The organism is Mesorhizobium sp. CO1-1-8, assembly GCF_020164875.1.
Taxonomy (GTDB): domain Bacteria; phylum Pseudomonadota; class Alphaproteobacteria; order Rhizobiales; family Rhizobiaceae; genus Mesorhizobium.
This window is the reverse complement of record NZ_JAIUGZ010000005.1, coordinates 106,118-124,783: the sequence shown is the minus strand read 5'-3', so window position 1 is coordinate 124,783 and position 18,666 is coordinate 106,118. Positions and strand designations below refer to the sequence as shown.

The following is an 18,666-nucleotide window of genomic DNA, read 5'->3' as shown; positions in this document are numbered from 1 at the left end:
CCCATGCAGCATGAGAACGATCAGGGCGGACAGCCCACCGATTTCGACAAGGCGAAAAGCGACGTTTCCGATAGGCTTCGCCAGGAAGAAGAACGTGCCAGCGAGTTACTTCACGACGCTCGTGACACGGTGACCCGCAAGGCTGGCGACTATGCATCTGAAGCCACGCAGGCCATTTCCGACAAGGCGGAAGAAGCTCAGCGCGACATCGGATCGAGCCTGGCGGCGTTGGGCGGGGCACTGCGCGCGGCCAGCGACCACCTCGCCAACAACGATGAAAGGAACGCATCGAAGTTCGCGTTGGATGCTGCCGGTGGGCTTGAGCGGCTTTCATCGTCCTTGAAACAAAAACCGTTCGGCCAGGTCCTTGAGGAGGTGCAGTCCTTTGGCCGGCAAAATCCCGGTGTCCTGCTTGCGGGATCCGTGTTGGCCGGTTTGGCGCTCGGGCGGTTCATCAAGGCTTCTTCGCCGGCAACGCCCGAATCTCAGGCTGCTCCGGGAGACCTCAAATCACACACCGACCACGCACGGGGTTGGGCCGCTGATCGTTCGCAGGATTTTGGCCTCGTTGGCGATGACGGGGCCAGGCAGAAGGCGGAGCAGGACAGATGAACACCCAGGACAATCCTAGCCTTGCCGGGCTGATCACCGACTTGGCCCAGAATGTCACCACTCTGGTGCAAACCGAGGCCAGGCTGTTTCGGGCCGAGCTTTCTGAAAAGCTTACCAAAGCCGGAGCAGGTGCCGCGGAAGTGCTGGGCGGCGCGATTTGCCTGCTCGCCGCGCTACTGGTGTTGCTGCAGGCACTCGTTATCGCACTGACGCGGGCAGGGCTTGGCGCGGGGTGGTCTTCCCTGCTGGTCGGTGTGGTCGTGGCGGTCCTCGGCGTCATCCTGCTGCGGAGCGGGATGGCCAGCATGGCGCCTTCGGAACTTACCCCCGACCGGACCCAGGAACAGCTCAAGCGCGACGCGAGCGTGATCAAGGAACAAGTGAGATGAAAGAGAAATCCGCAGCCGAACTTGAACGCGAGGCCGAGGCGGCTCGCGCCCGGGTGATGGAGACCGCCGAATCCATTCGAGGCAAGATGACGCCGGGACAATTGCTGGATGAGTTCACCGGGCTGTTCTCGGGAGGGGAGAGTTCGGCCATGCTCGCCAACCTCAGAACGCAGGTCCGAGACAATCCTTTGCCGGTCACCATGGTGGGCGCGGGTCTGGCTTGGCTGATGTTCGGCAGCGGTACCGCAAACACCGCCCACGGTTCGGCTGGCTCAATGCCTTCGGCGCCTGGACGACATGATGAAGGGGAGCGTGGAGGTTTGGGCAGCACGTTTTCCGATGCGGCCGCATCGTTGTCATCGGCTGCTACCAGCGTCAGCGATACCGTTTCGAGCACGGCAAGCAGCGCCGTCGAGGGTTTGACGGGCAGCACCGCCAATGCAAGATCGGTGACCGGCGAAATGGCGGCGAAAGCCACCCGCTCTGCCCAAGATCTGTTTGAGAACCAACCCTTGGCCGTAGCGGCCGCCGGTCTCGCTATCGGCGCTGCTATAGGTGCAATGCTGCCTCATACCGCAACAGAGGATGAGCAACTAGGCGCCTATGGCGACAAGCTTCGCGATACCGCCGAGACCGTGCTCGACAAGGGTCTCGATGAGGCCAAGCAGGTCGCCGCCGAAGCCTATGAGACCATCAAGCAGGAAGCTGGCCGGCAACATATGGAAGCAGACATGATTGCCGATCAGCTCGGCGAGATCGTGAAGTCCACAGCAGACAAGACCGAGCATGCCGTGCGTGAACGGATTTCCGATCCGTCTAAGCATCAAACCTAGCTTGAGATGATCCTGGATCGACGATAGTCGGTCTCTTCCAGAACAGGGTCGGCGTTGTCCGTCAAACGGTGAACCGCTCGAGTCATTTCAGAGCGTAGAGGTAGGCCGCGATATCGCGCGCCTGCTGCTCCGTAATCCGTGTCGATGGCATGGCCGTGTGCGGATTGACTTCCCTTGCCGATCGTATCCAGCGGATCAGGTTCTCTGGATTGTTCGCCAGCCCGCCGCCGATAAAGACGCGGTCAGCAAGACTGGCATCGAGGCGAGGACCGATCTGGCCTTGCGCGCCCGGCACGCCCGCAATCGTATGGCAGCCGGAACAGCCATTCGCAGTGATGATCGGCAACGCTCTCGCAGTGTCACCGCCCGTGGCCGCCTCCGCCTCGTGGCGGACGCGCGCGGCCCGATCGGACCACCAGGTCATTCCGGCCACGGCCGCGACGAGCAGCACCAGCGCAGCGCTGACGGCGGCAAGCAGTCTAGACAAGCTCGTACGCATGCGCCGCCTCCCTGCTTCCGCTCGCTTTGATCCACAGCGAGGCCAGCAGCAGCGCTGCGCCGCCATAGATCAGTCCAGCGGGAACCCACATCACCAGCCCGGCAAGCTGCTGGTCTTCCAGGGGGCTCAAATTCCATAGTGCCGCACCCACCGCGTTCTCCGGGTACCAGAGCCGTGGCGAGAGCAGCAGGAGCACGCCAAGCAGGCCAGTGTGCAGCGAGGTGACGAAAAGATGCATCACTGCGGTCCCATAGGCATGCTGGCGGCCCGGACGCGGCAAGAGTACCCACCAGAACAGCAGCCCTGTTCCGAAGAAGCTCGCGTGCTGTGCATAGTGCATCACGCCGCGTTCGAGCGCGGCCTCGAACAACGCCGGAATGTGCCAGATCCATATGGCTATACCGTGGATAATGGTCGCGCTGATCGGCCGCGTTGCGAAGGCCCAGACCACCCTCAGCCAATTGGCGTGCCCGGCAATTCCCAGAATGCGCCGGAACCGGGTGGGTAGCCCCCACATCAAGGCCGCAGCCGGGCAGGCAGAGACCAACAGCGGCGCTGCCACGGCCATCAGAAGTTCATGCTCGATCATGTGCGCCGCAAATACCTGCTCGCCGAGCGCATGAATCGGGCTGACCAATGCGGCTGTCAACACGCCCCATCCGGCCGTGAACAGCAGAGCCTGGCGCAGCCGCAAAGGCCTGCCGCGGCGGCTGCGCCGCCAAAGCCGGCTCGCGCCCACGACATAAGAGAGTCCGAGGACGGCAAGGGGCAGCGTAATGGGAAGCGCGAGCGTCCATCCGGCCTCGGGTGCGCCGGCGCCGTAGCAGATGGAAGTAGAGAACAGCGCGTCCAGGTTCATCGCAGGCACTCATCCAGGATCAGCGCCGCACTGCCTTGCATGAAAATCACAAGCGCAAAAAGCAACGCCGACAACATTCCGAGGTTGGCGACGAAGCGCTCTGTGCCGCGCGTACGCTCCGGCTTGAATGCGGCACCGCCTCGCCGCTTCGCCCGCCACGACAGTGCCCCGCCGAGCAGCGACAACAAGACGAGCAGCAGCGCCACGGGAAGCACGACCGGCACCTGGCGATTGCATTGCCAAGGCACCAGCGCATAATTCAGCTGTGTCGAGACCGCCCAGGCCAGCGGACCTGACAGAAGACCACCCCAAGACGTTCCTAACCGCAACGCTCGCATGTCAGCCTAGCCTCGGCGCCCAATAGATGAGCAGATAGATCGGGATCCAGGTCAGGACCACGAAATCCCAGTAAAAGACATTGTCGCCGACATCGCCGAAGCGCCGGCCGCTGTAGCCGTGACGCGTGAACATCAGCACTGTCAGCACGATGGTGTCGCCGACATCGGTTATGAGGTGCGTGGTGTGCAGGCCAAGCAGCACCCAGAGCATCGATCCATAGGCGTTGGTGTCCCAATAGATGTTGAGGGCGGGGAATTCGAACCAGCGCACGACGAGCGGAGCGATCCCGAGCAGCGACATGACCACCAGGCCGATCCGCACCGGAACCATGGAGCATTGCTTGGCATAGCGGTGGAGGATGTGGTTGGGCACAAGGCTGACGACAAACAAAATCGTGACGATCGTTCCGGGCCAATGGTTCGGCTGCGGTGCGCCTAGCGGCCATGCTGGCCATGACAGCGCAAGGTAGAGATACGCGCCCGCCGCCAGCGCAAAACCGGTGCCTTCGAGCGCCATAAAGCCCAGCGTGCCCCACCAGGTCGGGCTGTGCGGACCATGCCCGAAGGTCGGCAGTCCTGAAAGATCGGCGGCAACTCGATGCTTCATTCCTGGTCCTCCGGATCGCCCTTCGGCCAGAACCAACCGATCAACGTGATGGCGATCGGCGCGGCGCCCCAGACGATGGCCCAAGGCGTGAAGATCGAATAGAGAAACGTACCACCGACGGCGACCGCCGCGAGAAGCGGCCAGATCGACGGTGTGGCCGATTTCTCGCGAATGTCGGGATGAGCTTCCGCCACGGTGGAGATGAGGAGTTCGCGCGCATCGACGCGGAGCCCGGTCGCTACAGGAAGCGCCTCGCGCTCGGCCCAGAGCGGCTCGATATGGGTGACGATGGGAATGCGTGCGAAATTATAGCTCGGCGGCGGCGAGGATGTTGCCCACTCCAAGGTTCCTGCGTCCCACGGATTGTTGCCGGCCGAGGTGCCTTTCAACGCGCCATGCACAAGGTTGAAGGTGAACAGGACAAAGCTCAGGAAGAAGAGCAGCGCCCCGGCCGAGATGAAAAGGTTGATGTTGCCCCAGCCAAGCTCGGCCGGATAGGTGTAGACCCGCCGTGGCATGCCCCATAGGCCGACGAGATGCATCGGGAAAAAAGCCGCATTAAACCCGATGAAGGCCAGCCAGAAATGCCACCGCCCGAGGCGTTCGCTCATCATGCGGCCGGTGATCTTTGGGAACCAGAAATAAGCCGCGCCAAGCAGCGGGAACACCGAGCCGCCGATCAGCACGTAGTGGAAATGCGCGACGACGAAATAGGTGTCGTGCACCTGAAGATCCAATGGCACAGAGGCGAGCATGACGCCGGTCAGCCCGCCGATGACGAAGATGAAGAAGAAGCCGAAGACGAACAGCAACGGGGTCCGGATCACCGGCCGGCCGTCCCACAGTGTTGCAAGCCAGCAGAATATCTGCACGCCGTTCGGAATGGCGATCATCATGCTGGATGCGGTGAAGAAACTGGCGCCGAGTTTAGGCAATCCCGTGGCGAACATGTGGTGAACCCAGAGCCCGAACGACAGGAAGCCGACTGCGATCAGCGACAGGACTAGCCCGAGATGACCGAATGTCGGTCTCCTGGCGAAAACAGGAATGATTGAGGACACCATGCCCGTCGCCGGCAGGAAGATGATGTAGACTTCCGGATGGCCGAAGAACCAGAAGAGATGTTGGAACAGCAGAGCATCCCCACCTTCCGCCGGGTTGAAGATGTGTGTGCCGACCAGGCGATCAAGGATCAGGAAGGTGGAGGTGATCATCACCGCCGGCATCGCGAAGACGACGACGAAAGAAGTGACCAGCATCGCCCAGACATAGAGCGGGATCTTGTCCAGCGACATGCCGGGGGCTCGCTGCTTGAACACGGTGACGATGGTCGCCACCGCTACGGCCAACGACGACACTTCCGTATAGGTGATCATCTGTGCCCAGACATCGGCGCGCTTGCCCGGTGCGAATTCGGGACCGGACAGCGGCACGTAAGCGAACCAGCCCACATCAGGGGCCATGTTGAGGGCGAAGGACACCCAGGCAAAAGCGCCGCCAGAGACGTAGATCCAATAGCCGAACGCGTTCAGGCGCGGAAACGCGATGTTGCGGGTGCCGACCATCAGCGGCACCAGGTAGATCCCGGTCGCCTGCACGATGGGCACGGCGAACAGAAACATCATCGTAACGCCATGCATGGTGAACAGCTGGTTGTAGAGGTCGGGCCCGATCAGGCCGCGTTGCGGTCCCGAGAGCTGGATACGCATGGCCACAGCGTTGAGGCCGCCAAGACACAGAAAAACAAAAGCGGTGATCAAATAGCGTCGTGCGATCACCTTGTGATCAACGCTAGACAGCGCCCCAAAGATACCGGACGGCGTCCGCCAGGTGCGTTCGAGCCAGCGATGCAGGCTGGCATCATCCATTCCCGTATCCCGGAGGCCGTCACGTTCGGGAGCAAGGTCGCCCTTGGCCGGGTCTGGTTCCTGCATGTGGCGGTCGCCTGTGACATCGGCGCTGCTCATTTCAGCCCCTCGAGATAAGCGACGATTGCGTTGAGCTCATCGCCATTGAGATCTGCCACTGGCATGTGGGAACCCGGCTTGATGCCTTGCGGGTCGGCTATCCAGGCGGCGAGATTGCCGCGGCTCATCGTCAGCGTTCCGGCCGCCAATGTTTTCCGGCTGGCGATGTGGGTGAGATCGGGAGCCACTGTTCCGCCGGCCGGCGTACCCCCGATCCTGTGGCACATCACGCAGGGGCGTTTGAGGAACAAGTCCGCGCCGGCCTTGGCTTCGCCGCTCGCCGGCGGCCCGGCCGGCTGCAACTGGTCGTTCAGCCAGGCATCGAATTTCGGGCGCGGCTCGGCGATGATGAAGCTGCCCATATTGGCATGCTGCGCACCGCAGAATTCAGCGCATTGACCACGGTAGACGCCCGGCTTATCCGCCTTGATATCAAGCACGTTCATGTGGCCCGGGATAAGGTCGAGTTTGCCGGCCAAGCTTGGGATCCAGAAGGAATGGATCACATCGGTCGAGGTCAAAAGCAGCCGCACTGGCTCGCCGGCAGGGATATGGATCTCGTTTGCCGTCGTCAGGATGCGGCTCGGCGTAGCATTCTCGTAACGCACCTCCCACCACCACTGATGCCCGGTTACCCTGATTGTCAGCGCAGCGTCCGAGCCGATGGCGGCAAGCGTCCTGTTAGCGAAAAAGCTCAGCAGCGTAAGTCCGATCAGGATTATGGCGGTCAGCCCGACAGCGCTGACAACCACGCGCATCTTGCGGCGTTCGGCCCCTGCGTTGAGTAAGAGGGGTTCATCGCCGGGACGCGATCGCATGACCAGCGGTGCTGCGAGCGCGATCATCACCAGCACCCACACAACCGCGCAAAGCGCGGTGAAGAACCAGATCAGCCAGGCCAACTCGCCGGCTGCGGGGCCTTTCGGGTCCAGCGCCGACTGCCAGCCTGCGCATCCCTGCAGAAGCAGGACACAGAAGGGGGCAAGCGCCATGAAGGCCAGCCGTTTCACGGCGACTTTCCCAGCGTCGCGGCATCCGGCAGGCGGTTTTCAGACGGGTGCACCATCATATCGTCGTTGCGCTGCGGCGCGGCGGAGGAGGGCGCGTTGCCGCCCAGTGCGCGCACATATGCCGCCAGCTCCCATATCTGGTCGTCGGGTATCTTCTGGCCGAAGCTGGGCATCCCGTTCGGCCTGCCGTCGCGGATCGTGGCGTGGATGCTTTCGATCGAGCTGCCGTAGAGCCACTTCTCGTCCATCAGCGCCGGGCCCATGCCGCCACCGCCATTGGCATGGCAGCCCGAGCAGTTGAACCAGCCGAACAGGCGTTTGCCCTCGCTCATGTGGAAGGCGTTGGCCTCGAAGCTCGCCGCCTTGTTGTCGGCGGGGGAGGGTCGCTGTCCGCCCGGTTCCAACGTGGTCACAGGCGTCGGCTGCTCACCTGAGCCGAGCGCCGATTGCGGTCGCGTGTCGCGCTCCTCGCGCTGGCAGGCGACCAGGGCCAGCGTCAAGGGCAGCAACATCGCCAGAGCATGCCTCATCGCGCCGGACTCCCGGCCATGTCCAGACGCGGTACGCCGTATTGCGCCAGAACCGCGTCGATCTCGGCCTTGTGTCTGGCAAGCGCGCTATTCACATCGCCACGCAGCGCAACGTCCTCGCGCCGAACACCCATTGAGATGTCGTACATCAGCGGCAGTTGCGGTCCGTCGATGCGAGGCGTGACCGGCGTGATCCGGAGCGACACCTTTTGCCTCTGGGCGAAATAGCCGGCGAGCGGACCCCAGACCACGGCCAGATCGATCTCACCGTTCGCGACTGCTTCGACGATGCGCGCCGGAGGGTTGGGAGCGGAGTAGTCGCCATAGACGGAATAGCCGATCAGATGTCCGACGATGCCGCGGCGGCCAAGCGCCTGGACAGGCGGCGAGTTGGCGCCATCGTCGCCGATGAGCTGAACACCGATGCGCAACTCTTGCAACCGCGGGTCGTTGAAGGAGGTCACGTCCGGGCCGTCCTGGCGGGTCACGAAGACATAGGACGAACGGTAGTAAGGCGTGGTGGTGCGCAGCATTTCGAGATTGGCAGGCGTGCCGGGCACGAGATCGCAAAGGCCTGCCTTCAGCGTGTTGCGGATGAAGCCACGACGCTGCGCCCACCAGGTATACGTCAGCTTGGCGCCGAGATCAGTGGCGATAATTTCCGCGATCCTGTTCTCGAAGCCTTGACCGGCCGCGTTGGAAAACGGCATGTTGTTCGGGTCGGCGCACACTCTCAACTCACGTGCATTGGCAATAGCCGGCAAGAGCAACAAGGCGAGCCCGGCCATGCCGATCGCCACCCGTTGGAACGCCTTTCGCGCCGGACGTACGGTCAAGTCCAATCCATCAAGGCAGCCGGAACACATAAAGCGTGCCTCCCGCCGTGGTAGCGTTCTTCAGATCCTTCATCGCATTCACGAAGCCAAGTGCCGCGGTGGCATCGCGAGGGTCTAGGTCGCCCGAAACGATAGCGCCGGCCCAGCCACCGACGCCTGACAGAATTGCGACATATTGGTGCCCATCGGGGCCGCGATAGGTGATCGGCTGGCCGATGATGCCGGACGATGTCTTAAACTGCCAAAGCAGATCGCCAGTCTTGGCGCTGACCGCCTTGAACCAGCCTTCCATGGTCCCGTAAAAGACGACATCGCCGGCAGTGACGACGGTGCCGCTCCACACCGGGAAGTTCTCTTTCAGGACCCAGGCCGGCTTGGCGGCGGCAACATCCCAGGCGGTGAAGGCACCACGATTGCCGCCTGGCCCGGGTATCATGCGTACGTTCATGCCAACATAAGGCGTGCCTGCGATGTAGTTTACCTCGACGCCTTCTTCGTCCATGCAGAGATTGTTATGGGGGATGTAGAGCAGGCCGGTCTTCGGCGAAAAGGCCGATGGTTGCCAGTCCTTGAGGCCGGATGCCGTCGGGCAAATGTCTCGGACCACCTTGCCGGTGCCGGTTCTCTTGTCGGGGTTTGCAATCAGGCGGCCGGTCTTCAGATCGACGCCTTTGCTGGAATTAACCGGGCCATAGGCTGTGGCCGACAGCACCTCGCCAGTGGTTCGATCGAGGATATAGAGGTAGCCGTTCCGTTCCGGTCGGACGAGGACCTTGCGCGGCTTGCCCTGCCAGGTCATGTCCAGAAGGACCTGCTCGTTGATGCCGTCATAGTCATGGAGGTCATGCGGGCTCCACGGATAGAACCACTTCGCCGCTCCGGTATCGGCGTCACGCGCGAAAATACCGGACGTCCATTTGTTGTCGCCTGGCCGCAAATCCGGATTCCACGGTCCTGGATTGCCTGTGCCGTGGAAGATCAAGTTCAAGTCCGGATCGTAGGAGATCCAGCCCCACATATTGCCGCCGCCGATCTTCCAGGCTTCCGGCGGCCATGTCGTCACGCCAAGGTCTGTGCCCTTATCCATGTCGTAGTGGGGCTTGAAGTCCGGGCCGATCAGCACATCCTTGTCGGGCCCAGTGCCATATGCCGTCCAGACAACATGCCCGTCTCCGGCATCCAGCGCCTTGACCCAGCCGCGGACGCCCATTTCGCCGCCGGAATTGCCGACCAGAACTTTGCCCTTCACCACCAGCGGCGCCATGGTGATGGTCTCGCCGATGTTGATGTTGCCGATATGAGCGTTCCAGATCGGCTTGCCCGTATTGGCATCGAGCGCGATCGTGTGGCCGTCCAGCGTGTTGAAGAAGATGCGTCCGTCGGCGAAGGCCGCTCCGCGGTTGACGACATCGCAGCAGGCCACTCCTTGTGCCGCCGGCTCGGGGTTGGGCTCGTACTTCCACTTCATCGGCGCGCCGGGCCTGGAAAGGTCGAGCGCGTAGACGATGTTGGGAAAGGGCGTGACGATGTACATGATGTTGCCGACGACCAGCGGCGCTGCTTCCTGGCCTTTGTTCACGCCGGTCGAGAAGGTGAAGGCGACCTGCAGGTTCTTGACGTTGCCGTCGTTGATCTCGGTCAGTTCGCTGAAGCGGGTCGACGCGTAGTTCTTGGCCGGCATTGTCCATTGCCCGTCATCGGGTGGCGCTGCGGCGGCGGGCGGCGCAATAGCCGCTGCCGATGGAGGCTCCGAGGCACCGCTCAGGAATGGGCCGCATGCCAGCAGCATCACCGAGAGTATGCAGGTGCGAAAGGAATTCCAGATCGCCAATGCGCGGACGCCTTGTCCTGCGTCAACGCGCGCCGGTGCCGGGTGCAGCATGCCTTTCATTTGTGGATCGAGCCTCCCACGCCGGCGCCGAGCTCCGCCGCGATGTCAGCCTCGGTGCCGGCACAAAGCGGATGGCCCCAGCCCGAGGCGCTTTTGCCGCCGGGATCGAGATCGTAGACGATGGCGTCTTTGCGATTGGGATTGACCCCGGCGGGAACCTTGTCGAGGCCAAGCGCCGCGCGAACACGCCAGGCGACATTGTGATCGGCGCATGAGGAATCTCCGGAGACCCCGAGGCCTCCGACGATGCTCTTGCCGTCATAGAGGGCAAGCCCGCCGCCAAACACAACGACGCCTCCAATCGGCTTGCCGACGAGGGGATCGCTGGCACTTCCAAACGTTTTGGGATCGCCCGCATAGGCTGCGGCCTGGTTGACCGGATTGGTCTCCTGCAAGCCGAAAAGCGGCCCGCCCGGCTGCGCCCCCGCGTAGAGATTGGCAGTCGATAGGGCCATTTGCGCCAGGCTGAGCCCATTGGCCGTATTGGCCTTCTCTGCCGCAACGAGGCGACTGCCTGGCCATTGCGAATCGGCGGTGGGACCGCTGAAAGCGATCGCGCACACCGCGCCGTCCCGGGCAACGATAGCGGCCCATTCGTTGGTCTCAAAGCCACCGTTGGCAGGTCCGCCGCTTGCTTTCACATTGGCCTTGAGGACAGCGAGCAGCTTATCGTGGTCGGCCGGGCAGGGCGCCTGTGCCATGGCTTGGCCCTGTGGGAACAAGCCACCCGTCAACAACGCCAGACCAAAGACTGATAGCAAAGGCTGACAGCGATACATAGTCCTGCCCATTCGTTCGAGCATCAAAGAATCCCGGAGCACTCTGGCAGACTGGAAGCGCGAGAATGAATCCGTGATCCAATGCCGTCGGTATTTAACTTGGGCGATGCAGCTATGTTCCTGCTTCTGCAAAAAATCGCGCAGCTCCTCATACGTCGATGCCACCCGAACATATTCTTCCTGGGAACACGTGGACCATCGAAAGCAGTGATAAGATTTTCTATAAGGTGACCGCTGCTCCGCAGCGATGTGTCGCGGTCTCGTGCCAAGGTTGGGGCGACACACATCCTTAAAGTTCCGGATTGCCGTAACTCCCCCTTCGTTCAGGTCCGCCTTCTCGGTCCGCGTGACATGACAACAACGAGTGGTTGCTTGCCCCAAGATGAGTGTGCCGTCGGTATTCCAAAACCGAATAGCCCAAGCCGCCCCCTTGAAATCCGGCGCACAAGCCTAAGAGGCTGGGAATCCTCTAGGCGGAGTGGTGCGGGCCACGTGCCGGTTTTTGCAACGATGTCAAAGGCACATTTTGGCCCGCACCTTGTGTATGTTGTTGCATAGCCTAAGAGTGACACTCTTCTCGACCGCACCATTCTCTTTCCAGAATCCGATTTGTGCCGGTCTGCCCCGCTGCGGGCCGGGCGCATTTCGTTTGATATTCCCGCACTTTACGCCACTTTCTTTTTGAGCAGCGGATTCTCCCAAAACCGGTTTCCCCCTTGGGTCCGATGCTCTAGACCTGATTTGCACCTTTTCCGGGATTCTTGTGGCGGGAGGCGCTGGTGGAAGGCGAGCACGAACGGACGACCGGCGCCAAGGCCGCCGAGGACAACCACGCCGACATCTATGGCGAGGACGGCGCCGTGCTTTCGTCCTTCCTGGCGCGGATTGGCGCGGCGATCGCCGACCGCGACACGCTGACCCTCAAGCATGAAGTCGACGACCTGCACCAGTCGGAACTCGGCGACCTGCTCGAGGCGCTGCATCCCGAACAGCGCCGCGCGCTGGTCGAACTTCTGGGCGCCGATTTCGACTTCTCCTCGCTGACGGAAGTCGACGAGGCGATCCGTATGGAGATCGTCGACAATCTGCCCAATGCGCAGATCGCGCAGGCGGTGCAGGAGCTCGATTCCGACGACGCCGTCTACATTCTCGAGGATCTCGACCAGGAAGACCAGGACGAGATCCTGTCGCAACTGCCGTTCACCGAGCGGATCAGGCTGCGCCGCTCGCTCGATTATCCCGAAGAGACGGCCGGCCGGCGCATGCAGACCGAGTTCGTCGCGGTTCCGCCGTTCTGGACGATCGGCCAGACCATCGACTACATGCGCGAGGACAACAACCTTCCCGAGCGCTTCAGCCAGATCTTCGTCATCGACCCGACCTTCAAGCTGCTCGGCGCCATCGACCTCGACCAGATCCTGCGCACCAAGCGTTCGGTCAAGGTCGAGGAAGTGATGCACGAGACGCGGCACGCCATTCCGGCCACCATGGACCAGGAAGAGGCGGCGCGGGAATTCGAGCAGTACGATCTTCTGTCGGCCGCGGTCGTCGACGAGAACGAACGGCTGGTTGGCGTTCTGACCATCGACGATGTCGTCGACGTGATCCAGCAGGAGGCCGAGGAAGATTTGATGCGAATGGGCGGCGTCGGCGACGAAGAGCTTTCCGACAGCATCTTTTCGACCTCGCGCTCACGCGTTCCGTGGTTGCTGATCAATCTTCTGACCGCGTTCCTGGCGGCGTCGGTGATCAGCCTGTTCGACCGCACGATCGAACATATCGTGGCACTGGCGGTGCTGATGCCGATCGTCGCCGGCATGGGCGGCAATGCCGGCTCGCAAACCATGACCGTCACCGTGCGGGCGTTGGCGACCAGGGATCTCGACATCTACAATGCCGGCCGCATCATTCGCCGCGAGATGGGTGTCGGCTTCATCAATGGCATCGTCTTCGCCATCCTTATCGGCATCGTTGCGGCAGCCTGGTTCCGTGATCCCAATCTGGGCGGCATCATCGCGGCGGCGATGATCATCAACATGTTCGTGGCCGCCCTGGCCGGCATCCTGATCCCGCTGCTGCTCGATCGTTTCAAGATCGATCCGGCGGTTGCTTCGGCGGTCTTCGTCACCACGGTCACCGACGTCGTCGGCTTCTTTGCGTTTCTCGGCATTGCCACGTGGTGGTTCGGCGTACCCTGAAGACACGCCTTTGGCTCAATTGACTTTTACGTAAATGCCGTGCGAGGCTTGCGCGGGGCGCCATGTCGATTACGGCATGGCATGGGTTTTGGTTCGGGACAGAAGGGTGACGCCGGCAGGGCGATCGCCCCGGAGTTTCGGCGTGCGGGAGTGGCAATGCGAGAATATTATTCGATCACTGAGTTGACCCGCGAGTTCGACGTGTCGACGCGGACGCTGCGCTTTTACGAGGACGAAGGGCTGGTGCAGCCGGTGCGGCGTGGCCGCACGCGGCTGTTTCGCCCCTCCGACCGGCACCTCATCCGCCAGATCATGCGCGGCAAAAGGCTTGGCTTCTCGATCAACGAGATCCGCGAAATCATCCAGATGTACAAGGAGCCGCCCGGCGAAGTCGGCCAGCTCAACCTGATGATCAAGCGCATCGAGGAAAAGCGCGAGGATCTCCGGCAGAAACGCCGCGACCTCGAGGAGACGCTGGCTGAACTCGACCAGGCCGAGGAGTCCTGCGTCGAGCGGCTGGTTGAGCTTGGCGTGAACACGTAGCATAAATTTCAAGAGGTTGGAGGACAGCGCCCCCGCCGTCCTGTCGAACATCTCCCCCGCGAGGGGGGAGATTGGCCGTTTGAACGCCAGCTCAAATCCAGCGGCGCACGCGTTTCGCGTAGTCGCGGTATTTCTTGCCGAATTTTGCCGCCAGCACCTTTTCCTCGCCTTCGATCGCCACCTTTTGCGTGGCATAGGCGGCGATGAACGCCAGCGGCAGGAACCACACGATGCCCGAGACAAAGGCAACGCCGATCAACAGCAGCGTGTTGGCCAGATACATCGGATTGCGGGTGACGCCGAAGGGACCCGTGGTGACCAGGTGATCGGGCACAGCGTTCGGGTTGAGCGTGGTCTTGGCCCGGATCATGGTGCGGATCGCGGTGAACCAGAGTGCGGCGACCGCAAACAGTGCCACCCAGCCGGCCGCGAACAGGATATCGCCCAGCAGGTCACCGATCCAGGGCAGGGGATAGAGCAGGCCCAGCGCGATGCTGATGGCGATCGCGGCGATATAGATCAGCGGCGGCCACGGTATGAGCCCCGGCTTCGGCTGGTTCTCGGTCATTTGACCCCTTCCTCCGTCAACTTGCTGTCGGTCTTGGCGGTGCACATGCCGGCAAGATCGGACAGATGCGTCTTCCATTCGGCAGTCTGGTCGTTGTTGTAGAGCCTATCAAGCGTGGCCTCGCCCTCGAGCGTATCGAGCATGCAGACACAGTAGCTCGTACAGAACTCGGTGTCGCGCGACTGCTCGCAGGACAGTTGGCAGGTTTTCAGGAAATTCACCTGCGGGGTTTCGACCTGCGCCGGCATGATCTGCGAGAACAGCCAGACGCAGCCGATCAGCAGCGGCTGGTGGATCAAATAGAAGGCCAGGCTGTGCCGGCCGATGAACACCAGCGGGTTGGCCAAGCGAACGGGCGCCAGATTGGCCAGCCCGGCAAGCAGGCCGAACCCGGCGGCGAGTTTCGTCACCGCGATGCCCGCAAGCACGGCGCCGAACCATGGAAACAGCGGAACGTAGTCGTTGGAGCGCGGATTGTTCGCCGACAGGCCGACCCACCACAGCCATGGGTGATTGAAGGCCTCGAGGCGCAGATAGACGGGGGCGGCGATGACGAGCGCGGCGACGGCAAGCGTCAGCAGCGCGGGCAGGCGCAGGAAGGCGAGGCCGAGCAGGCTGGCCAGCGCGATCTCGTGCAAGATGCCGAAGAAGATGAAGCCGTCCGGGGTGGCGATGCGGGTGACGACCGAAATCGCGATCGCCGCTCCGGCGACCATGGCAAACCGCTTCCAGAAGCCGTTCCAGCGGATTTGTCGGCCATGGGCGAGGTACAGGCTGACGCCAACCAGGAACAGGAAGGTCGAGGCTATGCAGCGCGCGTAGATCTTCCACCAGCCGAAGGCGGTCAGGCCGGGATCGGTGTAGCCGAAGAACTCCAGATCCCAGGTGAAATGGTAGCTTGCCATGGCGATCAGCGCGATGCCGCGCACAATGTCGATGGCGACGATGCGCTTTGGTCGATCCTGAACGGGTGCGGTCGGCGTTTGGATGCTCATGGTCTCGCATTCTGATTCAGCCCTGCTGGAGGACTATCACGGTTGCCCCGGACAAAAGAAGACCGGTAACTCTGCCGATTACGCCGGATCAGCCGTGGCATTGGGCCAGTGCCGGGAAGCCTTTGGCCGGCTTCGCTTTTGCCGGATGCACGTCGGTTTCCTCTTATTGGCGCTGGGGTCGCCACGGCAGATTTGACCCGGTGAATCTGCTTCGGGGAAAGCAATGTCCACCCATGTGCGCCATCCGATCTGGTTACCGGCCCTCAAGGCCGCGGACGCGCGCACCTTCGCCTCGCTCTATGCGGTTGAATCCTTTGCTCGCGCCACGGTGTCGAGCGTCATCCCGATCCAGGCCTATGAGATCCTGCACAACGAGCAGATCGTCTCGATCCTCTACACCGTGGTGGCGATGCTCGGCCTGTCGGTGACATTGTTCATGCCGATGCTGATCCGCCGCTTTGCCCGCCGCTGGGTCTACACATCAGGCGCCTGCCTGCTGGCCATCGGCTCGCTGTTCTTCGTCACCGACACGCTTGCCGGGCAACTGGCCGGCATGCTGTGCCGGGTGATGGGCGCCAGCGCGCTGTCGATCACGCTCAACCTCTACATCATGGACCACATCCGCAAGACCGACTTCATGCAGGCCGAATCGCTGCGCATGGCGTGGTCGATGCTGGCCTGGACCGGCGGGCCGACGCTAGGCATCTTCCTCTACACGCGCTTCGGCGTCTATGCCGCGCATGGTGCGGTCGCGGTGTTCGCGTTAGCCCTGCTGGCACTGTTCTGGACCTACCGGCTCGGCGACAACCCGTCGATCCGCCCGGGCAAGACGCGACCAGTCAACCCGCTCGCCAATATCGGCCGCTTCGTCGCGCAGCCCAGGCTCAGGCTGGCCTGGCTGATCGCCTTTGGGCGCTCCTGTTTCTGGACGACGTTCTTTGTCTATGGGCCGCTGTTCATGGTCGTTACGGGTGAGGGCAAGCTGGCCGGCGGCCTGCTGGTTTCGGCCGGCAACGCGCTTTTGTTCATGGCGATTTTCTGGGGCAAGGCAGGAAAGCGCTTTGGCGGCCGCGGGACCATGACATTCGCCTATTTCGCGATGTCGGCCGCGCTGCTTGCGGCGGGTTTCGTTGGCGAAACCGTGCCGCTGCTTACCGGCGCCTTCCTGCTCTGCGGCGCCTTCTTCACCATTGCGCTCGACGCACTCGGCTCGACCGCCTTCATGCGCTCGGTGCGCTCCTACGAAAGATCGCAGATGGCGGCGGTCTACCGCACCTATCTCGACTTTTCCGAGCTGACGCCGCCGCTGGTCTATTCGGTGGTGCTGGCCTTCTTCGGCCTGGGCTCGGTGTTCGTCACGCTCGGCCTGCTGGCGGCGGTCTGCGGCTTTGTGACGTGGCGCTATCTGCCGAAATCGCTTTGACCCATGGCGCATTCGCAATGGTCGCCGGCGGAATTTGGTTTGCCGGGGGCGAGGATTCTGCCTATAGTCACCAGTGTCGCCGGTTCCATTTTGGAGCCAAGAGGGAATGCGGTGAGGGCGAATTCGCCCAATGCCGTGGCTGCCCCCGCAACTGTGTGCGGTAGTCCTCTCCATATGCCACTGAAGATTTTTCTTCGGGAAGGTGGGGAAGGACGCTGATCCGTGAGCCAGGAGACCTGCCGGCGACAGGAAACTGACTTCGATGCCCTCGGGTGGAGGGCGAAAGGACAAGACATGACTACCGCTTCCGTCTCCCTCGGCGCCTCCGTCTCCTCGCAGTCGCGCTTCATGCAGCTCGCGCTTGCCGCGCTGCTAGGCATTTTCGTGATAGGCTTTGTCGGCTTCTCGCATATCGATGCGGTCCACAACGCGGCTCACGACTATCGCCATTCGATGGCGTTTCCTTGTCACTGACGAGGGGCTGACATCATGAATCTGTTTCGCAACGTCGTGTTCATCGCGGCGACCGCAGGGCTCGTGGCCGGCGTCGTTCTCGCCTGCCTGCAGGCCTATGCCACCGTGCCGCTGATCCTGAAGGCCGAAGTCTACGAACAGGCGGGCGGCGGGCATCACCATGACCATGCCGCTCCGGCCGCAACGGATAGCAATGCGATGAGCACAACTGCTCCGGCGGGAGATACCATGAGCTCTGCCGCCCCGGCGGCGGAAGCCGCTCCGGCAGACGAAGGCTGGGCGCCGGCAGACGGTTTCGAGCGTTTCGCCTTCAGCGTGCTTGCCAACATCGTCACCGGCATCGGCTTCGCGCTGATCCTGGTCGCGGTTTCCGAATTCGCTGGCGGCATCGGCGGTTGGCGCCAGGGCGTGTTCTGGGGCCTGGCCGGCTTTGCCGTGTTCACGCTGGCGCCGGGCCTCGGCCTGCCGCCGGAACTGCCGGCCATGCCGGCCGCCGATCTCACCCAGCGCCAGATCTGGTGGTGGGCAACGGTGGCGGCAACCGCTGCCGGTCTCGGCCTGATCGCTTTCCGAAAGTCGCTGCCGCTGGCGATCCTTGCCGTCCTTTTGATCGTCGCACCGCATGTTGTCGGTGCACCGCAGCCCGACAGTTACGAGACGGCGATTCCGGAAGGGCTGCATCACCAGTTCGTGGTGGCGGTGACCGTCACCAATCTGGTGTTCTGGCTGGTGCTCGGCGCGGTCGTCGGCGTGGTGCGCGGCCGCTTCACCGGCACCGCGACCAGCCTGCGCGACAGCTTTGCCTGATCGCAAGACACTGACCTTCCTCATCGGCGGTGCGCGCTCCGGCAAGAGTGTGCACGCCGAAATTTTGGCGACCGCCTTGCCGCCGCCCTGGACCTATGTCGCCACGGCGCAAGCCTATGATGACGAGATGCGCGAGCGCATCGCGCTGCACCGATCGCGGCGCGGCGAAGGCTGGACGACCATCGACGCACCGCTCAATCTCGCCGGTACGCTTGCTGCCTTGCCGGAGGATCGGCCGGTGCTCGTCGACTGCCTGACGCTGTGGCTGACCAACCATATGCTGGCCGAACACGATTTCGACCTTGAATGCCGGCGCTTGGCGGAGGTGCTGTCGCGGCCGCGGGGACCCTGGTTCGTGGTGTCCAATGAGGTCGGACAAGGCATCGTGCCGGAAAATGCACTGGCGCGCCGGTTTCGCGATGCCGCCGGTCGGCTCAACCAGCAGGTCGCCGCTGTCGCCGATACGGTGCTGCTGATGGTGGCGGGGCTGCCGCTCAAGGTGAAATGA

The 18,666-nt window shown here is 62.6% G+C and carries 21 protein-coding genes and 1 riboswitch; of the genes, 9 read left to right on the top strand and 12 right to left on the bottom strand.

Annotated elements, in window-relative coordinates; translation table 11 throughout:
* Positions 1-3: 3 nt before the first annotated feature.
* The 3 genes from LB558_RS12170 to LB558_RS12160 are packed head-to-tail and all read left to right on the top strand — an operon-like array spanning position 4 to position 1,834.
* Positions 4-612 carry a hypothetical protein gene (locus LB558_RS12170; RefSeq protein WP_224697781.1) on the top strand — a complete coding sequence of 203 codons (609 nt, stop codon included), beginning with the start codon at positions 4-6 and terminating at the stop codon, positions 610-612.
* Positions 609-1,001, top strand: coding sequence for a phage holin family protein (locus tag LB558_RS12165; protein ID WP_224697780.1), 393 nt, complete (start codon positions 609-611; stop codon positions 999-1,001). The genes LB558_RS12170 and LB558_RS12165 overlap by 4 nt, the downstream gene beginning before the upstream one ends.
* Positions 998-1,834 carry a hypothetical protein gene (locus LB558_RS12160; protein WP_224697779.1) on the top strand — a complete coding sequence of 279 codons (837 nt, stop codon included), beginning with the start codon at positions 998-1,000 and terminating at the stop codon, positions 1,832-1,834. Before LB558_RS12165 ends, LB558_RS12160 begins: the two co-directional genes overlap by 4 nt.
* 82 nt (positions 1,835-1,916) lie before the next feature.
* Here LB558_RS12160 and LB558_RS12155 read toward each other — a convergent pair whose 3' ends face one another.
* The 10 genes from LB558_RS12155 to LB558_RS12110 form a co-directional block, all read right to left on the bottom strand.
* Entirely contained in the window at positions 1,917-2,333 is a 417-nt protein-coding gene (locus tag LB558_RS12155) for a c-type cytochrome (RefSeq protein ID WP_224697778.1), read from the bottom strand.
* Positions 2,314-3,192, bottom strand: a complete 879-nt coding sequence (locus tag LB558_RS12150) for a cytochrome c oxidase assembly protein (protein ID WP_224697777.1) — start codon at positions 3,190-3,192, stop codon at positions 2,314-2,316. The genes LB558_RS12155 and LB558_RS12150 overlap by 20 nt, the downstream gene beginning before the upstream one ends.
* Positions 3,189-3,398, bottom strand: a complete 210-nt coding sequence (locus tag LB558_RS12145; RefSeq protein WP_224697776.1) for a hypothetical protein — start codon at positions 3,396-3,398, stop codon at positions 3,189-3,191. The genes LB558_RS12150 and LB558_RS12145 overlap by 4 nt, the downstream gene beginning before the upstream one ends.
* Positions 3,399-3,531: 133 nt before the next feature.
* Complete coding sequence (locus LB558_RS12140; protein WP_224697775.1) at positions 3,532-4,137, bottom strand: heme-copper oxidase subunit III; 606 nt, start codon at positions 4,135-4,137, stop codon at positions 3,532-3,534.
* Positions 4,134-6,104: a cytochrome c oxidase subunit I gene (gene ctaD, locus LB558_RS12135; protein WP_224697774.1), complete on the bottom strand. Its 1,971-nt coding sequence runs from the start codon at positions 6,102-6,104 to the stop codon at positions 4,134-4,136. The genes LB558_RS12140 and ctaD overlap by 4 nt, the downstream gene beginning before the upstream one ends.
* Entirely contained in the window at positions 6,101-7,096 is a 996-nt protein-coding gene (gene coxB, locus LB558_RS12130; RefSeq protein ID WP_224698031.1) for a cytochrome c oxidase subunit II, read from the bottom strand. The genes ctaD and coxB overlap by 4 nt, the downstream gene beginning before the upstream one ends.
* A gap of 14 nt (positions 7,097-7,110) precedes the next feature.
* Complete coding sequence (locus LB558_RS12125; protein ID WP_224697773.1) at positions 7,111-7,644, bottom strand: c-type cytochrome; 534 nt, start codon at positions 7,642-7,644, stop codon at positions 7,111-7,113.
* The gene (locus tag LB558_RS12120; protein ID WP_224697772.1) at positions 7,641-8,510 is read right to left on the bottom strand and encodes a substrate-binding domain-containing protein; all 870 of its coding nucleotides are present in this window, start codon (positions 8,508-8,510) and stop codon (positions 7,641-7,643) included. Before LB558_RS12120 ends, LB558_RS12125 begins: the two co-directional genes overlap by 4 nt.
* Positions 8,491-10,371, bottom strand: a complete 1,881-nt coding sequence (locus LB558_RS12115; RefSeq protein WP_224697771.1) for a methanol/ethanol family PQQ-dependent dehydrogenase — start codon at positions 10,369-10,371, stop codon at positions 8,491-8,493. Before LB558_RS12115 ends, LB558_RS12120 begins: the two co-directional genes overlap by 20 nt.
* On the bottom strand, positions 10,368-11,282 hold the full coding sequence (locus tag LB558_RS12110) for a heme-binding protein (RefSeq protein WP_412033462.1): 915 nt from the start codon (positions 11,280-11,282) through the stop codon (positions 10,368-10,370). The genes LB558_RS12115 and LB558_RS12110 overlap by 4 nt, the downstream gene beginning before the upstream one ends.
* Before the next feature lie 647 nt (positions 11,283-11,929).
* Between LB558_RS12110 and mgtE the strand changes: the two genes are divergently transcribed.
* Positions 11,930-13,348, top strand: a complete 1,419-nt coding sequence (gene mgtE / locus LB558_RS12105; RefSeq protein ID WP_224697770.1) for a magnesium transporter — start codon at positions 11,930-11,932, stop codon at positions 13,346-13,348.
* A gap of 156 nt (positions 13,349-13,504) precedes the next feature.
* Positions 13,505-13,891 carry a MerR family transcriptional regulator gene (locus LB558_RS12100; protein ID WP_023685221.1) on the top strand — a complete coding sequence of 129 codons (387 nt, stop codon included), beginning with the start codon at positions 13,505-13,507 and terminating at the stop codon, positions 13,889-13,891.
* A gap of 91 nt (positions 13,892-13,982) precedes the next feature.
* Here LB558_RS12100 and LB558_RS12095 read toward each other — a convergent pair whose 3' ends face one another.
* Positions 13,983-14,459 carry a methyltransferase family protein gene (locus LB558_RS12095; protein ID WP_013531114.1) on the bottom strand — a complete coding sequence of 159 codons (477 nt, stop codon included), beginning with the start codon at positions 14,457-14,459 and terminating at the stop codon, positions 13,983-13,985.
* The gene (locus tag LB558_RS12090; RefSeq protein ID WP_224697769.1) at positions 14,456-15,454 is read right to left on the bottom strand and encodes a heparan-alpha-glucosaminide N-acetyltransferase; all 999 of its coding nucleotides are present in this window, start codon (positions 15,452-15,454) and stop codon (positions 14,456-14,458) included. Before LB558_RS12090 ends, LB558_RS12095 begins: the two co-directional genes overlap by 4 nt.
* A 223-nt stretch (positions 15,455-15,677) precedes the next feature.
* Here LB558_RS12090 and LB558_RS12085 point away from each other — a divergent pair, with 223 nt between their 5' ends.
* The 4 genes from LB558_RS12085 to cobU all read left to right on the top strand — a co-directional run bounded on the left by LB558_RS12085 (position 15,678) and on the right by cobU (position 18,666).
* Positions 15,678-16,877, top strand: a complete 1,200-nt coding sequence (locus tag LB558_RS12085) for an MFS transporter (protein WP_224697768.1) — start codon at positions 15,678-15,680, stop codon at positions 16,875-16,877.
* A 63-nt stretch (positions 16,878-16,940) separates the two neighbouring features.
* Positions 16,941-17,136: riboswitch (cobalamin riboswitch) on the top strand.
* A 35-nt stretch (positions 17,137-17,171) separates the two neighbouring features.
* Positions 17,172-17,351, top strand: coding sequence for a CbtB domain-containing protein (locus tag LB558_RS12080; protein ID WP_224697767.1), 180 nt, complete (start codon positions 17,172-17,174; stop codon positions 17,349-17,351).
* A gap of 15 nt (positions 17,352-17,366) precedes the next feature.
* Positions 17,367-18,158: a CbtA family protein gene (locus LB558_RS12075; RefSeq protein WP_224697766.1), complete on the top strand. Its 792-nt coding sequence runs from the start codon at positions 17,367-17,369 to the stop codon at positions 18,156-18,158.
* Complete coding sequence (gene cobU, locus LB558_RS12070; protein WP_224697765.1) at positions 18,151-18,666, top strand: bifunctional adenosylcobinamide kinase/adenosylcobinamide-phosphate guanylyltransferase; 516 nt, start codon at positions 18,151-18,153, stop codon at positions 18,664-18,666. Before LB558_RS12075 ends, cobU begins: the two co-directional genes overlap by 8 nt.

Coding starts and splice junctions, on each gene's coding strand:
- LB558_RS12155 (WP_224697778.1), bottom strand. CDS start 2,333: ATGCGTACGAGCTTGTCTAGACTGCTTGCCGCCGTCAGCGCTGCGCTG.
- LB558_RS12125 (WP_224697773.1), bottom strand. CDS start 7,644: ATGAGGCATGCTCTGGCGATGTTGCTGCCCTTGACGCTGGCCCTGGTC.
- LB558_RS12120 (WP_224697772.1), bottom strand. CDS start 8,510: ATGTGTTCCGGCTGCCTTGATGGATTGGACTTGACCGTACGTCCGGCG.
- LB558_RS12080 (WP_224697767.1), top strand. CDS start 17,172: ATGACTACCGCTTCCGTCTCCCTCGGCGCCTCCGTCTCCTCGCAGTCG.
- LB558_RS12160 (WP_224697779.1), top strand. CDS start 998: ATGAAAGAGAAATCCGCAGCCGAACTTGAACGCGAGGCCGAGGCGGCT.
- LB558_RS12100 (WP_023685221.1), top strand. CDS start 13,505: ATGCGAGAATATTATTCGATCACTGAGTTGACCCGCGAGTTCGACGTG.
- LB558_RS12090 (WP_224697769.1), bottom strand. CDS start 15,454: ATGAGCATCCAAACGCCGACCGCACCCGTTCAGGATCGACCAAAGCGC.
- LB558_RS12170 (WP_224697781.1), top strand. CDS start 4: ATGCAGCATGAGAACGATCAGGGCGGACAGCCCACCGATTTCGACAAG.
- coxB (WP_224698031.1), bottom strand. CDS start 7,096: ATGGCGCTTGCCCCCTTCTGTGTCCTGCTTCTGCAGGGATGCGCAGGC.
- LB558_RS12115 (WP_224697771.1), bottom strand. CDS start 10,371: ATGAAAGGCATGCTGCACCCGGCACCGGCGCGCGTTGACGCAGGACAA.
- LB558_RS12095 (WP_013531114.1), bottom strand. CDS start 14,459: ATGACCGAGAACCAGCCGAAGCCGGGGCTCATACCGTGGCCGCCGCTG.
- LB558_RS12085 (WP_224697768.1), top strand. CDS start 15,678: ATGTCCACCCATGTGCGCCATCCGATCTGGTTACCGGCCCTCAAGGCC.
- LB558_RS12140 (WP_224697775.1), bottom strand. CDS start 4,137: ATGAAGCATCGAGTTGCCGCCGATCTTTCAGGACTGCCGACCTTCGGG.
- LB558_RS12165 (WP_224697780.1), top strand. CDS start 609: ATGAACACCCAGGACAATCCTAGCCTTGCCGGGCTGATCACCGACTTG.
- ctaD (WP_224697774.1), bottom strand. CDS start 6,104: ATGAGCAGCGCCGATGTCACAGGCGACCGCCACATGCAGGAACCAGAC.
- LB558_RS12075 (WP_224697766.1), top strand. CDS start 17,367: ATGAATCTGTTTCGCAACGTCGTGTTCATCGCGGCGACCGCAGGGCTC.
- LB558_RS12150 (WP_224697777.1), bottom strand. CDS start 3,192: ATGAACCTGGACGCGCTGTTCTCTACTTCCATCTGCTACGGCGCCGGC.